The sequence below is a fragment of the Parafrankia elaeagni genome (assembly GCF_000374165.1).
GTDB lineage: Bacteria > Actinomycetota > Actinomycetes > Frankiales > Frankiaceae > Parafrankia > Parafrankia elaeagni.
The window spans coordinates 25,561-39,139 of the sequence record NZ_KB893752.1 but is presented as its reverse complement, the minus strand read 5'-3'; the positions used below and the strand labels follow the sequence as shown (position 1 = coordinate 39,139).

The following is a 13,579-nucleotide window of genomic DNA, read 5'->3' as shown; positions in this document are numbered from 1 at the left end:
CGGACGGTGATGCCCGGGGTGTCCATGTCGACGAAGAACGCCGTGATGCCGCCGTGGCCCGGCGCGGTGCGGGTGAGCAGCACGCAGCGCTGGGAGTACTGGGCCAGGCTCGTCCACACCTTCTGCCCGTTGACCACCCAGTCGTCACCGCGCGGCTCGGCCCGGGTGGCGAGCGACGCCAGGTCGCTGCCCGAGCCGGGCTCGGAGAACCCCTGGCACCACTGCTCGGCGCCGGAGAGCAGCAGCGGCACCATCTCGGCGGCGAGCTCCGGCGGCGCGTACGAGATCATGGTCGGTGCCAGGACCTCGATCATCGAGTAGATGCCCGGCTCGGCCAGGTCGCGGGTGGCGACCTCCTCGCCGAGCACCGCGCGCAGCACCGCCGGGCCGCCGAGCCCCCCGACCTCGGCGGGCCAGCCGTACCGCATCCACCCGGCGTCGTACAGCTCCCGGCGGACCCGGGCGAGCTGCGCCACCTGGCTGTCGAGGGAGTGGTCGGGCCCCGGGGTCAGGTCATGCTGCGCGAGCCATTCCTGGACGCCCGACCGGAATTCCTCGATGTTCACGGAGTCGGTTCGTACGCGTGCGGACGGCCCGAGTCGTGGGCTCCGCTGCGGCGGATGAACGTCATCTTCCGCGTGCGCAGACGCCAGCCGTCCGCCGTGCGCTGGTAGGTGTCCGAGTAGTAGCCGATCCGCATGTCGTGCTTGGAGTGCTCGATGAAACAGAGCGGCTGGGTACCGGACGCGTCGTCCCCGTCGATCTCGAGGAGCGCCGTTCCGGTCAGGAACAGGCCCTTGGGGGCGGCCGCGACCATCTTGGGGAACAGGTCGAGGGTGAAGATGTCGCCGAAGGCGCTGTAGGTGCCGTCGGGGGTGAAGACCGACAACAGCCCCTCGACATCGCCCTTGGTGATGGTCACCGCGTACTTGGCCAGCAGTTGCTGGATCTCGATGACATCGTCAGTGGACAAAGGTCCTGCCACCCTTCATCACGAACTTCACGTTCTGCAGCACTGAGATGTCCTGCAGCGGATCACCGGGCACGGCGATGATGTCCGCCAGCAGGCCTCCGGCCAGCCGGCCCCGGTCGGTGACATCGAGCAGCTCGGCCGAGGTGGTGGTTGCTGCCCGGATGGCGCCGATCGGCGTCATGCCGCGTTCGACCAGTGTTACCAGTTCGAGCGCGTTCCTGCCGTGCGGGATGCCCGGGGCGTCGGTGCCGACGGCGATCTTCACCCCGGCGTCGATGGCGTCCCGGACGGAGGCGCGGGCCCGGGGGAAGATCAGGGCCGCCTTCTCCCGCAGCGCGGGCGTGGCGCGGGAGATGTCCATGGCCTCGGTGAGGGCCTGGGTCGCCACCAGGAACGTCCCGTGTTTCACCATCAGCGCGATCGCCTCGTCGTCGACGAGGAAACCGTGCTCGATGCAGTCGACGCCGGCCAGCACGGCGGAGCGCACCGCCTCGGCGCCGTGCGCGTGCGCGGCGACCCGCAGGCTCCGTCGGTGCGCCTCGTCGACGACGACCCGCAGCTCCTCGGTCGAGTAGTGCTGCGCACCGGGCAGGCCGGTGTGCGACAGGACCCCGCCCGACACGCACACCTTGAGCAGCTGCGCGCCGTGCTTGATCTGGTAGCGGGCCGACCTGCGGACCTCGTCGACCCCGTTGGCGATGCCCTCCTCGACCGTCAGGTCGAGGACGTGCGGTGCGTACGCCCCGAACATCGTCGGGTCCTGGTGGCCGCCGGTCGGGGTGATCGAGTGCCCGGCCGGAACCACCCGTGGGCCGTCCACCCAGCCCGCGTCGATGGCCCTGCTCAGCGCGACGTCGAGCAGGTAGCCCCCGGTCTTCACCAGCAGACCGAGGTTGCGGACGGTCGTGAAGCCCGCCCGCAGGGTCCTGCGGGCGTTCTCCACGGCGCGCATCATCCGCAGCGGCGGGTCGTCACGCACCTGCGAGACCAGGGGGTGCTCCCCACGGCCGCCGACCAGGAGGTTGACCTCCATGTCCATCAGGCCGGGCAGGAGGACCAGATCGCCGAGGTCGACGACCTCGCCCTCGACGGGGCCGCCGACCCCGACGATCCGCTCGCCGTCGACCCTGACGATGCCGGGCCTGACGACCTCGCCGAGGTCGACGTCGACAAGCCCGGCAGCCCTGAGCGTGAGCACCGTCAGACCACGGGCTCGACGATCACATCCAGGTACGCGGCGCCGCTGTCGGGAACCCTCGGCTGCTTCCAGACCTCGACCGGGAAGGACACCATGACCAGGGACTGCATCAGGTGCATGAGGGTGCGGGCGTCCTCGGGCAGGTCGTCGAGCGGGAACTTGTCGAGGTAGGTGATCGCGTCCTCGAGCCGGGCGAAGGCCGCGTCGTAGAAGGCCTGCATGTCATCCATGCTGGAGGCCAGCCGCAGCGCGTAGCGCTCGGGCTCGGTGGCCAGGGCCCAGGCCTGGTACGGCTCCAGGTCGGCGAACTCAGACGGCAGCGGCATCGCTGAACTCCTTGACTCGGTCGGCGACGGTCTTGTGCAGGTGCCGGAGCAGGATCTCCTGGTCGCACAGCGGGAAGTCGGTGACCGTCCGGGTGGCGACCATGGTCTGGGTGGCCTCCAGGGTGTTCGCGTCCTGCAACGCGTACTCCTTGAAGGTGACCGCGGCCAGTTCCTGCGCGAGGCGCTCGCGGGCGTTCTTCGGCGGCACGAAGTACAGGCTCGCCTCGAACGTGTGCTTGTTCACCGCGGTCGGCCAGTAGTGGTAGGTCAGGTACCAGCCCGGCTTCCAGAACAGCAGCGTGAAGTTCGGGAAGATCTCGAACGAGTCGGTGCCCCACGACCGGTGCTTGGTCGGGTTGATGCCGGCAGGCAGGTCCTTGACCTCGAGGCCGTCGACGTCGGGGGTGTCCCACGGGCCGAACAGGCCGCTGCGCAGGACACGCTCGATCGGCTTGACCATCGACGGGTCCTTCGGCGGGGCCATGCCGCCCCAGGAGGAGACCATCGAGTGCGGGCTGAAGAGCTCGTAGTGCAGCGCCTCGAACCCGTAGCCGATCAGCTTCTCGGCCTCGCCCTTGACGGCCTGCTTCTGGTGCAGGACGGGAGCGTGGTAGAACTCCGCGAAGGCGTCGATGAACAGCTTCCAGTTGGCGCCGATCTCGGCCTTGTAGGAGTAGACCTCGGTCATCTCCGAGAAGGGGTAGCCCTCCAGGCCCTTGACCATGTCACCGAGGTACTCGGTGAGGGTCTCCTGCGGGTCCAGGTTGACGAAGATGAAGCCTTCCCAGACGTCACAGGCGACCTCCTTGAGGCCGTACTGCTCCTTCTCCAGGTCGAAGAACTCCTCCTCCTGCTGGACGAAGGTGAGCTTGCCGGTGAGGTCGTACCGCCAGGCGTGGTACTTGCAGATGAACTGCCGGCAGGTGCCCTCGGTCTCCTCGCCGGGGAAGTCCTCCCACACGAGCTTGTTGCCGCGGTGGCGGCAGACGTTGTGGAAGGCGCGGATCTTGCCGTCGCCACCCTTGACGATGATCAGAGACGTCCCGGCGGAGGGCAGTTCCTTGGTGAAGTAGCTGCCGGTGCGGGGGAGACGGTTGACCCGGCCGACGTTGAGCCAGGTGCGCCGGAAGATCGCCTGGCGCTCCTTCTCGTAGTACTCGGGGTCGATCGAGTCGGTGTAGTCGACGGGCGCTGTACCGAGCTCGGGATAGTTCTCGGTCCAGCTCCCCGCCGGGGGCTTGGTGAAGTGGGGCACAGGTCTACCTCTCGTGTTCGAGCTCTATGCCGGTACTGGTGCGGGCCGTGGCGAGCAGGCGACAGGCACCGACGGTGTGCGGCGGATCCATCCCCTGGCGGCCGTCGACGTGGTCCTCGGGTCGACCGGTGGCGACGGTGAGCGGAACGGAACACACACAGCCGTCCAGCCTCCCCTCGCTCCGGTGAGAACTACGTTCTCGCGGTCGATAATAAGGTTTCCATGAGAGGGGTGTCCGCGTCAACGTCCGACGCCGTCGACGGGGCGGAGGCGACGGGCCGAGACGAGCCGTTTCCGACCCCCGGCCGTGGCCGCAGCCCCGGATGAGGACTTCCACCGGCGGCGCCCCGGCGCCGCGACACCTCCCCAGGGGTCGCCAGTTCTCCAGGCAGGAGAGGGATGCTCCCTGCCGTGGAGAGGAGGATGTCATACCTTGTCCCGTGAAGGTGCCGAGGCGCTCTCCGGAACCTGTCCGACCGCTCTCGAGAACCTGCGGAGGCGCTCTCCGGAGCCTGGGTCGCCGCGTTCCAGCACGGCTCCGCCAGAGCGCCACCACAACCCCGTCGCGGCTTCACCTCGGCTCCGCCGCGGCGCCACCGAGGCTCCGACACGGGAACGGGGCGCCTACCGGCCGCGCCCCGCAGGGCGTGTCAGGAGGCGCCCCGCAGGGCGTACCGGAGGGCGCAGGCGCGCCGGAGAACTCAGGAACCCCGCACGAACGGATAGATCCTGGTGAAGTCGACGCCGGGCTCCGCGGCCGCGAACGCCTCCCACAGCGAGGAGGTGACGGTGCCGAGCGACGTCGGCCCACCCCGCTCCCGCACCTCGCCGAGGTAGAGCCGCAGATCCTTCGCCATCAGCGAGTTCGCGAAACCGGCGGCGTAGGCGCCGGTGACGACCTGACGGGGGAACTTCTCTGCGGTCGCGTTGTTCTGCCCGCTCGCCGTGTTCAGGACGTCCAGCATGGTCGCCATGTCCAGGCCGGCCTCGGTACCGAACGCGACAGCCTCACTGGTGGCCGCGAGCGCGACCGCGGCGAGGAAGTTGTTCGCCAGCTTCAGCGCCTGGGCCAGCCCCGGCCGGTCACCGACCCGGCGGCGGCGGTCCGACAGCGCCGCGAGGACCGGCTCCACCCGCGCGCACGCCTCGTCCGTGCCCGCGTACATCACTGTCAGAGTCCGGGCGCGGGCCCCGGCCACGCCGCCGGAGACCGGAGCGTCGACGTAGCCGATCCCGCGGGCGGCGAGGAGCTCGGTGATGCGCCCGGCGGCGGTCACCCCGATCGTCGAGGTGTCGACGACCTGGGTGACCCGCCGCTGGTCGGCCGCGGCGAGCTGCCCGGCGACCGCCTCCGACACGGTGCCGTCGGGCAGGCTCAGCACCACGACGTCGGCGGCCCGCGCGACCGCGGCCACGTCGTCGGCGAAGACCGTGCCCGCCGGTGCCCGGCCCGGCCCGGCGGCGTCGTGCACGACCAGCTCGACGCCGGTGGCGGCCACGTTCGCCGCGAGCGCCCCGCCCATGTTCCCCAGCCCGATGAACCCGACACTCGGTGAGGTCACGTCCGTCATCGTCACGCCCCGTCGCGTTCCGCCCGCACGGCCCGGACCGCGCGCCGCGCGGAGATCGCTGCCGGCGCGCCACAGTAGGCCGCCACCTGGAACAGCAGCTCGTCGATCTCCGCGTCGCTCACCCCGGTGCGCGGTGAGCAGCTCGCGTGCAGCCGGAACTCCTCCATCCGGCCCAGCGCGGCCGTCATCGCCATGACCAGCAGGCTGCGGTCGCGGGTGGACAGCACGCCCTCCCGCGTCCAGACGCCCCATGCCTGCGTGGTGATGTGGTCCTGGAACTGCTGGCTGACCTCGTCGGTGTCGCCGGTCGCGCTGTCCACGTAGGCGTCGCCCAGCATGGCCCGGCGCAGTGCGTAGGCGGCTTGGAGCTGCTCGCTCTGTTCCATGTTGCGGTAGGTCCTCTCCATGCGTGTCGGATAACGGTCCCCGGGGGCGTCAGCGGAGGGACAGGCTGACGGTCTTCACCCGGGCGTACTCGTGCAGCGCCTCGATGCCCTTCTCCCGCCCGTAGCCGCTGGCCTTGTAACCACCGAACGGCGTCTCGATGGTCATCGGACCACCGTTCACCGCCACCTGGCCGGCGTCGATGCCCTCGGCGAGCCGCAGGCCGCGGGCGACGTCCCCGCTCCACACACTGCCGACCAGGCCGTACTCGGAGTCGTTGGCGAGCGCGAGCGCCTCGTCCTCGCCGTCGAACGGCATCGTGACGAGGACCGGGCCGAAGATCTCCTCACGGGCGACCGGCAGGTGCGGCGCCACCCCGGCGTAGACGGTGGGGCGGATGTAGAACCCGCGCGCGCCGGGGCCGTCCTCGTAGGGCCCGCCGCCGGTCACCGGCTCCACGCCGGTCGCCCGCGTCGCCGCGAAGAAGTCCAGCACCCTGCGGTACTGGGCCTCGGTGATGATCGGGCCGAAGTCGACCCCCGGGGTGAGCTTCTCGACGGCGGCGACGACCCGCTCCACCAGCTCGTCGTGCGCCCGGGCCTCGACGAGCAGCCGGGTCGTCGCCGAGCAGACCTGCCCGGCGTTCGTCGCCACCGACGAGACCGCCGCCGCGGCGGCCCGCTCGAGATCCGCGTCGGCGAACACCAGGATCGGGGACTTGCCCCCGAGCTCCAGGGTGGTCGGCACCAGCCGGTCGGCGGCGATCCGCGCCAGGTGCCGCCCGGTGGCGACCGAACCGGTGAAGGTGATCCGCCCGACCCGGGCGTCGGACACCAGCGGCGTGCCCACCTCCGGCCCGGTGCCGGTCACCACGTTGAGCAGCCCGTCCGGCAGCCCGGCCTCGGTCGCGAGCCGTGCCAGGTACACCGTGGAGACGGACGTCAGCTCCGACGGCTTGGCGACGACCGCGTTCCCGGCCGCCAGCGCCGGGGCCAGCGCCCGGCAGGCCTGGTTCAGCGGAAGGTTCCACGGGGTGATCACCGCGATGATCCCGTACGGCTCCAGCCGGGTGTAGGTGTGGCTGTCCCCGCCGAGGTCGATCGTGCGACCGTGCTGCGCCCGCAGAACCCCCGCGTAGTAACGGAAGTAGGCCGACGACATCTCGACCTCGACCCGCAGCTGGCCGGGAACCTTCCCGGTGGCGGCCCGTTCCAGCTCCATCAGCTCGGACGTGTGGGCGTCCATCACGTCCGCGACGCGCAGCAGGATCTCGCTGCGCCGCGCGCCGGAACCGCGGGCCCACGCCGGCTGCGCCGCCGCGGCGGCGGTCAGGGCACGCTCGACGTCCGGCGCCGAACCGGCGGCGATCTCGTCGCCGGCCTCGCGTGTGGACGGGTCGAGCGTCGGCAGGTACGCCCCGCCGGCCGGCGCCACCGCGTGGCCGTCGATCCAGTGATCGTGGCGGTCGGGCATGTCAGACTCCGGCCGTCACAGTCCGAGGGACTTCGCGATGATCGTCTTCATGACCTCGCTGGAGCCGCCGTAGATGCGCCCGACCCGCGCGTCCGCCCAGGCCCGCGCCACCGGGTACTCGTTGATGTAGCCGTAGCCGCCGAACAGCTGCAGACAGGCGTCGATCACCCGGCCCTGCATCTCCGTGCAGAACAGCTTGACCTTCGCCGCGTCCGCCGGCGTCGCCTCGCCGGCCACGTGGGCGAGCAGCACCTGGTCCAGCAGCGCCTGCCCGGCCTCGACCTCGGTGGCGCACCCGGCCAGCACGAACTTGGTGTTCTGGAAGGTGTTGAGCGTCTTGCCGAACACCTTGCGGCTGTTGACGTACTCCACTGTCTGCTCGACGATCGACGCCGCCGCCCCCTGGGCGTTGATCGCGATCGACAGCCGCTCCTGCACCAGGTGGGAGGTCAGGTAGGTGAAGCCCTGGCCCTCCTCGCCGAGCAGGTACTCGGCCGGGACACGGACGTCGTCGAAGAAGATCTCGACCGCTTCCTGGATGTGCAGCCCGATCTTGTGCAGCGGGGCGCCGCGGCTCACACCCGCCAGGTCACCGGGGATGACCAGCAGGGACAGCCCGGCGTGCCGCTGGGTCGGGTCCGTCTTCACCGCGGTGAGGAACAGGTCGGCGTTCAGCCCGCCGGTGATGAACGTCTTCGAGCCGTTGACCACGTAGTGGTCGCCGTCGCGGCGCGCCGTCGTCGACAGGCCGGCCAGGTCCGAGCCCGCGCCCGGCTCCGTCAGCGCCAGCGCGGCGACCAGCTCGCCGCTGGCCAGGCCCGGCAGCCACTGCGCCTTCTGCTCGTCGTTGCCGTGGTCGACGAAGTACGGAACGGAGATGTCGGCGTGGATGCGCAGCGGGCCCAGCGCGTAGCCGGCCCGCGCGGCCTCCTCGGTGACGACGGCGTTGAACAGGAAGTCGGCGCCACCGCCGCCGTACTCCTCGGGGATGCCGAGACCGAGGATCCCGAGGTCACCGGCCTTGTTGTAGAAGTCGCGCGGGGGGAGCCCGGCCTCCTCCCACTCCCGGTAGTGAGCCCCGATCTCCTTCTCGAGAAAGGTGCGGACCGCCGCCCGGAAGGCTTCGTGTTCGGGACCGTAGACCGTGCGTCGCATCCGGTCGCCTCTCTCCTGGTCAAGGCGGAAGTCTCCGCCGGATCTGTGTCTTTGCGTGGGTGTGCGGCCGAGCGATCCCGCGGTGCTGCCCGGTGGCGCCCACCGGCCCCCTGCCGGCGTGGTCCGTCGCTCCGGCCGTGAGCCGTGAGCCGTGAGCCGTGAGCCGTGAGCGCGGCCTCGGGACGGGTCGGAGCGGGGCGTGCCGCTGGGCGGAGCCTGCCAGCGGGCCGTGGCGGGCAGGTCATCGGGCTGGGGGCCGGGGCGAGCTCGCCGGGGTGAGCTGGTGGTGCCCGGCGCCGCCCGGCTTCGCCCGGCTCCGGTGGTCAGGGGGACGAGTGGCTCAGCCGAGCGGGCCCGCCCGTGGCGAGAGCCGGGCGTGCGGGGGAGCGCTCCTGCGGAGAGGACGGTTCTCGCGGGGAGAGCCCGACGCGCGCGGACGGATCGTTTCCGTGCCCGGGTGCACGGCCCGTCGGGAAGCCTGCCTGGAATCCGCTGGCGGCCGCCCGCGGGACCTCCGGAGCGGATCTCGCCTTCGACAGCATCAGTCGGATGCCTCCAGGTCGCCTCGGAGGGGTCCGCCGTGGACGGTTCACGTCGGGAGCCGCAGGTCGGCGGCCCGCGGAAATCGCGTTCTCATCAGCCGGCGGAACATTGCCAAACGTACCGCCGCAACCTGGACGCAGTCCAGCGGAGGCCCGGCTGCCGGGCGCCGGGCAGCCGGAGCCCGATCAGGTGAGATGGGCCTGCACCGATGTGAGTCTCTGCTAACGTGAACCGTCGCGTGAAAGGGGCCGGCGTGCAGTCCTCCGTGGCTTCCTCCCGTGGGCCCGCGCCGCATGGCCCCCCGCGCCGTGGCCCGGCGCCATGATCCCAGCGTGGCTCCCAGCGCACCGGTCGGGCCGGTTCCGCCGGTCGAACCGGTTCGACCGGCGGAACCGGCCACGCTGATCGAAGGTTGTTGCCCGCCGGCCGCGGACGGACCCTGCGCAGGCACCACAGCCTGCCGCGGGCGGACGAGGACCGGCGAAGTAGCGCGATGGAGGGGTGGACAGGTTGGACAAGGTGATTCCGAGCCCGGCGCTCGCCGTGGCGGACGTCCCCGACGGGGCGTCGCTGGCCGTGGGCGGCTTCGGGCTCTGTGGCATCCCGAGTGCTCTCATCCGTGCTCTCCTCGAGGCCGGTCCGAAGGACCTGGAGACGGTCAGCAACAACTGCGGGGTCGACGACTGGGGCCTCGGCATGCTGCTGCGCGCGGGCCGGATCCGCCGCACGACCGGCTCCTACGTCGGTGAGAACAAGGAGTTCGAGCGCCAGTTCCTCTCCGGCGAGCTGGAGGTCGAGCTCGTCCCGCAGGGCACCCTGGCCGAGCGGCTGCGGGCCGGCGGTGCCGGCATCCCGGCGTTCTACACCCCGGCCGGTGTCGGCACCCAGGTCGCCGAGGGCGGCCTGCCCTGGCTGTACGACGGCCACGGCGGGGTCGCCCTCGCCTCGCCGCCGAAGGAGACCCGGGAGTTCGACGGCGCCACCTACGTTCTCGAGCGTGGCATCGTCTGCGACTTCGCGTTCGTGCACGCCTGGAAGGGCGACCGGCACGGCAACCTGGTCTACCGGGCCAGCGCCGCGAACTTCAACCCGCTGTGCGCGACCGCCGGCCGGGTGACCATCGCCGAGGTCGAGGAGCTGGTCGAGCCCGGCGAGCTCGACCCGGCCCAGGTGCACACCCCCGGAATCTTCGTCCAGCGGGTCGTGCACGCCCCCGACACGGAGAAGCGGATCGAGAAGCGGACGGTGAGCTGACCATGGCCCTGACTCGTACCGAACTTGCCGCCCGCGTCGCCCGCGAGCTGGAGAGCGGTCAGTACGTCAACCTCGGCATCGGTCTGCCGACGCTGGTTCCCAACTACCTGCCCGCCGATGTGACCGTGGTGCTGCACAGCGAGAACGGCATCCTCGGCGTCGGGCCGTACCCGGCCGAGAGCGCCGTCGATCCGGATCTGATCAACGCCGGCAAGGAGACGGTCACCGTCCTGCCCGGGGCCTCGTTCTTCGACTCGGCCTCGTCGTTCGCGATGATCCGCGGCGGTCATGTCGACGTCGCGGTGCTCGGCGCCATGCAGGTCTCCCGCGCCGGCGACCTCGCCAACTGGATGATCCCCGGCAAGATGGTCAAGGGCATGGGCGGGGCGATGGACCTCGTCCACGGCGCCCGGCACGTGATCGTGATGATGGAGCACGTCGCCCGCGACGGCAGCCACAAGATTCTGGACGAGTGCACCCTGCCGCTGACCGGCCGGGCCTGCGCGCACCGGATCATCACCGACCTGGCGGTCATCGACGTCGTGGCCGGCTCCGGTCTCGTCCTGCGGGAGACGGCGCCCGGTGTGACGGTGGACGACGTCCGCGCCGCCACCGGCAGCGAGCTCGCCGTCGACCTCGTGTCGGCGTAGCCCGAGCCCGCGCGCCATGGGCCGCCGGTGGCCGACCAACGCGGCCGGACAGACCTACGGATCGTTGAGTGACGTGGACGAGGCGGGCGACGAGCCGGATCTCTACCTCGCTCGGGCGACGAACGGGCGGACCGGCTACCTCAACCGCGCTGAGTGCGAGGCGGCGACCGGCGGCACCGTCAGCACTCTCGAGGAAGCAGCCGCCTGGAACCGCCGTCTCGCCGACCTCGCCGCGGCCGGCGAGACGATCTCGGTGCCTGTGTACGCCGAGGACGGACGGACGGTCGTCGGCAGGTTCGAGTTCGCCAACCCTGCACAGGGGCGGGTGCGACCTCGGCCACAGCGCCCGCCGCGGAGCGAGTAGCCGGCGCAGTGTCTGCCTCCCGCCCGGCGGGGTGAGACGTTCCGTGGGGCGGCGGAGGCCTGGGAAACGCGCCAGGTCACCCGCGGCGAACGTGCGGTGGGGTGACCCGGCGCGGGAATCGGTCAGGCGTTGGGGTCGAAGGGGATGCCGGCCGGCTTGGCCGCTGCCAGGTGGTTGTTGAAGTTGCCGTCCTTCAGGCCGAAGACGGCGCTGCCCCAGTTGGCCGCGGCGAGAATGTCCCGGATTCCGCTCGGATAGCCGCCCCAGCCGACCAGGGGCGGGTACCGCCAGGTGTGGTAGGCGTTCTCCGGCGGCTCGTCACCGGAGTTCGCCGGCCGGAAGCAGTGGGTGCTCACGCCGTCCTTGTGATAAACGATTTTGGGGTGGGTGCCGTCCCAGCGGATCTGGTTGCTCGGGTAGATGTTGAAGTTCCCGTGCGTCGAGGTGGAGACGTACTGCGCCTGGTTGTTCTGCACCCAGACGACGACATGTTCCCAGTCGTGTCGGTGCCCGCCGATCGTGGCCTGGTCCTTCTCGAAGTAGAGGCCGTAGAGGATCGCGCACCAGCCGTTGTTGCACTTGTAGCGGGAGTAGCCGTTGGTGTTGTCGAGGTCGCTCGTGTCGTGGCAGTTGCCGTTGAGAGCACCGGACGGGTTGAGACCGCCGTTGAGGGTTCCGGTGGGACCGATCGCGGGGGTCGAGTAGCAACCGTCGGTGTCGTAGTCGTAGGCTGGCTGGAACGTCTGCTCGAAGGAGTCCGCGTTGGCGGGCAACGCGGCCGGGGGAGCCGCCAGCGCGACGCCGGCGAAGAAGCCGACCAGCACTGCGGTACAGCCGAGGACGAACGACACCCTCAGCCGGTTCCTCTTCTTCGGCACTGCCTTTCCTCCTGGTCGACCGCGGCAGGTGTCAGGCGGTCGGATCGGTCTGCCACTTTGTATTCTTCGGTCGCCATGCGCCCGGCGTGCCGGAAAAGATTGCGGCGTGATGAAGAGGGGAAGAATACTGTGAAACCCCAGGTCACGTTGTTGTCGAAAAACGTTTCTGCTGTTCCTGGGCTCAGCCCCTGGCGTCGGCCCGTCCGTCTGCTGAATGCTCATCAACAGTTATCGGAACGCGGCGCCAACGGCAGATTTCTGGTGGATGGTCGGGCGGGCAGCCTGGTCCTAGCCCCGGGCGGCTCGCCGCGTACGTGCCAGCGGTTGGCGCGGCCGATCCTCCCGAAGTTTCTGGAGGTCGCTGGAACCGGCGCTCACGACTGTGCGTCGATACCGCCATGGGAACTCATCCGGTCCGCATATCGTGTCGGCCTGCTGTGGCCCGGCTGGTCGATGTCGCCCGCCGTGGCAGACAGCATGGTCTGCGGGGGATGATGTGGGCCCTGGCCATCGGCAGTGTGGCGCTGGCCTGCGGGCAGGCGGGCGGCGCTGCGCCGGGCGGGCGCGGGCCCGAAGCCGCGGCACCCGGCGAACGCGCGGCATCCGAGGCATCCGAGTCGGGGTGGCGGTCGGAGTCGTTCCGGGACGTGGTGGTGGAGGTCCCGGCATCCTGGGAACCCGCGCCGGCACCGGGCGGCGACTGGTGCGCCGCGGTCGAGGGCCGGCCGGCGGCGTTCCCCGACAGGCCCTATGTCGACAGCCGAGGCCCCCACCAGGCCGTGAGGACGATCGCCTGCCCCGGCGGCGGGCAGGAGCCGGACCTGCATGGCGGTGGCGTGCCGCGCGAGCACTGGTCGCCGCACGTCCGGTTCGCCGCCACACCCGTCGCCGGCGGGATCGAGGAGGTGCCGGACGGGCAGGTCAGCGCGAACGGCTGGACCAGGCTCGTCCGCACGGTCGGCTCGGCGAAGGTGTTCGTCCTGACCGACGACGCGCACATCGAGGAGGCCGGGCGGATCATCGCCTCGGCCCGCCGGGCCGAGGTCGACCACCATGGCTGCGCTGCCAGCTCGCCGATCCAGGCCGGTGGGTTCGCCCGCCCGCCCGCACCGTTCGACCTGGCCCGGCTCGACGTCGTGGACACCATCGCGGTCTGCCACTACGGCCTGGACAGCCCGGTGGGCAGCCCCGGGCTGCTGGCCTCCCGCGAGCTCGGCGGGACCGGAGCGACCGCGCTGCTGGCGGCGCTCAGGACCGCGCCGGCGGGCGGGGGACCGGACACGCCGGACACCTGCGCGCACGACAGGTGGGGGGACACCGCGATCGTGCTCCGTCTGACGGCGGGCGGGTCGGTCCACGAGGCCTACGTCTACTACGACTGGTGTTTCCGCAACGGCGTCGATGACGGAACGACGCTGCGGGGGCTGACCACCGGCACCTGCGCCCCGCTCTGGTCAGGGCGCGTCGTGCAGTCCGGCGGAAGCGGCGCACCCTTCAGGGTCTGCCACCCCGGCAGCGTGTCAGCCGTGAACCCGACGAAGACCGGCTGACGAAG

Annotated in this window: 14 protein-coding genes; 4 read left to right on the top strand and 10 right to left on the bottom strand. The window is 71.0% G+C overall.

Annotated elements, in window-relative coordinates; translation table 11 throughout:
* The 9 genes from B207_RS0124685 to B207_RS0124640 form a co-directional block, all read right to left on the bottom strand.
* Positions 1-566 (bottom strand): acyl-CoA dehydrogenase family protein (locus B207_RS0124685; RefSeq protein WP_018639358.1); only part of this gene is annotated, 566 nt, incomplete at its 3' end.
* Entirely contained in the window at positions 563-973 is a 411-nt protein-coding gene (locus B207_RS0124680) for a nuclear transport factor 2 family protein (RefSeq protein ID WP_018639357.1), read from the bottom strand. The genes B207_RS0124685 and B207_RS0124680, both read right to left, overlap by 4 nt.
* Positions 963-2,171, bottom strand: coding sequence for a metal-dependent hydrolase family protein (locus B207_RS0124675; RefSeq protein WP_018639356.1), 1,209 nt, complete (start codon positions 2,169-2,171; stop codon positions 963-965). Before B207_RS0124675 ends, B207_RS0124680 begins: the two co-directional genes overlap by 11 nt.
* Before the next feature lie 2 nt (positions 2,172-2,173).
* Complete coding sequence (locus tag B207_RS0124670; protein WP_018639355.1) at positions 2,174-2,497, bottom strand: hypothetical protein; 324 nt, start codon at positions 2,495-2,497, stop codon at positions 2,174-2,176.
* Complete coding sequence (locus B207_RS0124665) at positions 2,481-3,752, bottom strand: aromatic ring-hydroxylating oxygenase subunit alpha (RefSeq protein WP_018639354.1); 1,272 nt, start codon at positions 3,750-3,752, stop codon at positions 2,481-2,483. Before B207_RS0124665 ends, B207_RS0124670 begins: the two co-directional genes overlap by 17 nt.
* A 701-nt stretch (positions 3,753-4,453) precedes the next feature.
* The gene (locus tag B207_RS0124655; RefSeq protein ID WP_026311413.1) at positions 4,454-5,314 is read right to left on the bottom strand and encodes an NAD(P)-dependent oxidoreductase; all 861 of its coding nucleotides are present in this window, start codon (positions 5,312-5,314) and stop codon (positions 4,454-4,456) included.
* 11 nt (positions 5,315-5,325) lie between these two features.
* Positions 5,326-5,709: a carboxymuconolactone decarboxylase family protein gene (locus tag B207_RS0124650; RefSeq protein WP_018639351.1), complete on the bottom strand. Its 384-nt coding sequence runs from the start codon at positions 5,707-5,709 to the stop codon at positions 5,326-5,328.
* Positions 5,710-5,758: 49 nt separating this feature from the next.
* The gene (locus tag B207_RS0124645; RefSeq protein ID WP_018639350.1) at positions 5,759-7,180 is read right to left on the bottom strand and encodes an aldehyde dehydrogenase family protein; all 1,422 of its coding nucleotides are present in this window, start codon (positions 7,178-7,180) and stop codon (positions 5,759-5,761) included.
* A 15-nt stretch (positions 7,181-7,195) separates the two neighbouring features.
* The gene (locus tag B207_RS0124640; protein WP_018639349.1) at positions 7,196-8,335 is read right to left on the bottom strand and encodes an acyl-CoA dehydrogenase family protein; all 1,140 of its coding nucleotides are present in this window, start codon (positions 8,333-8,335) and stop codon (positions 7,196-7,198) included.
* Positions 8,336-9,388: 1,053 nt separating this feature from the next.
* Here B207_RS0124640 and B207_RS0124635 point away from each other — a divergent pair.
* The 3 genes from B207_RS0124635 to B207_RS35370 all read left to right on the top strand — a co-directional run bounded on the left by B207_RS0124635 (position 9,389) and on the right by B207_RS35370 (position 11,146).
* Positions 9,389-10,132 carry a CoA transferase subunit A gene (locus B207_RS0124635; protein ID WP_018639348.1) on the top strand — a complete coding sequence of 248 codons (744 nt, stop codon included), beginning with the start codon at positions 9,389-9,391 and terminating at the stop codon, positions 10,130-10,132.
* A 2-nt stretch (positions 10,133-10,134) separates the two neighbouring features.
* Complete coding sequence (locus B207_RS0124630; RefSeq protein WP_018639347.1) at positions 10,135-10,782, top strand: CoA transferase subunit B; 648 nt, start codon at positions 10,135-10,137, stop codon at positions 10,780-10,782.
* A 64-nt stretch (positions 10,783-10,846) separates the two neighbouring features.
* Positions 10,847-11,146, top strand: a complete 300-nt coding sequence (locus tag B207_RS35370; protein WP_154675601.1) for a hypothetical protein — start codon at positions 10,847-10,849, stop codon at positions 11,144-11,146.
* Positions 11,147-11,268: 122 nt separating this feature from the next.
* Here B207_RS35370 and B207_RS0124620 read toward each other — a convergent pair whose 3' ends face one another.
* Positions 11,269-12,024 carry an NPP1 family protein gene (locus tag B207_RS0124620; RefSeq protein ID WP_018639345.1) on the bottom strand — a complete coding sequence of 252 codons (756 nt, stop codon included), beginning with the start codon at positions 12,022-12,024 and terminating at the stop codon, positions 11,269-11,271.
* Between the two features lie 491 nt (positions 12,025-12,515).
* Between B207_RS0124620 and B207_RS0124615 the strand changes: the two genes are divergently transcribed.
* The gene (locus B207_RS0124615) at positions 12,516-13,574 is read left to right on the top strand and encodes a hypothetical protein (RefSeq protein WP_035742151.1); all 1,059 of its coding nucleotides are present in this window, start codon (positions 12,516-12,518) and stop codon (positions 13,572-13,574) included.
* Positions 13,575-13,579: the final 5 nt, after the last annotated feature.

What these genes read in the sequence shown, in the direction of transcription:
- B207_RS0124670 (WP_018639355.1), bottom strand. Translation starts at nt 2,497, where the DNA reads ATGCCGCTGCCGTCTGAGTTCGCCGACCTGGAGCCGTACCAGGCCTGG.
- B207_RS0124650 (WP_018639351.1), bottom strand. Translation starts at nt 5,709, where the DNA reads ATGGAACAGAGCGAGCAGCTCCAAGCCGCCTACGCACTGCGCCGGGCC.
- B207_RS0124645 (WP_018639350.1), bottom strand. Translation starts at nt 7,180, where the DNA reads ATGCCCGACCGCCACGATCACTGGATCGACGGCCACGCGGTGGCGCCG.
- B207_RS0124640 (WP_018639349.1), bottom strand. Translation starts at nt 8,335, where the DNA reads ATGCGACGCACGGTCTACGGTCCCGAACACGAAGCCTTCCGGGCGGCG.
- B207_RS0124630 (WP_018639347.1), top strand. Translation starts at nt 10,135, where the DNA reads ATGGCCCTGACTCGTACCGAACTTGCCGCCCGCGTCGCCCGCGAGCTG.
- B207_RS0124615 (WP_035742151.1), top strand. Translation starts at nt 12,516, where the DNA reads ATGATGTGGGCCCTGGCCATCGGCAGTGTGGCGCTGGCCTGCGGGCAG.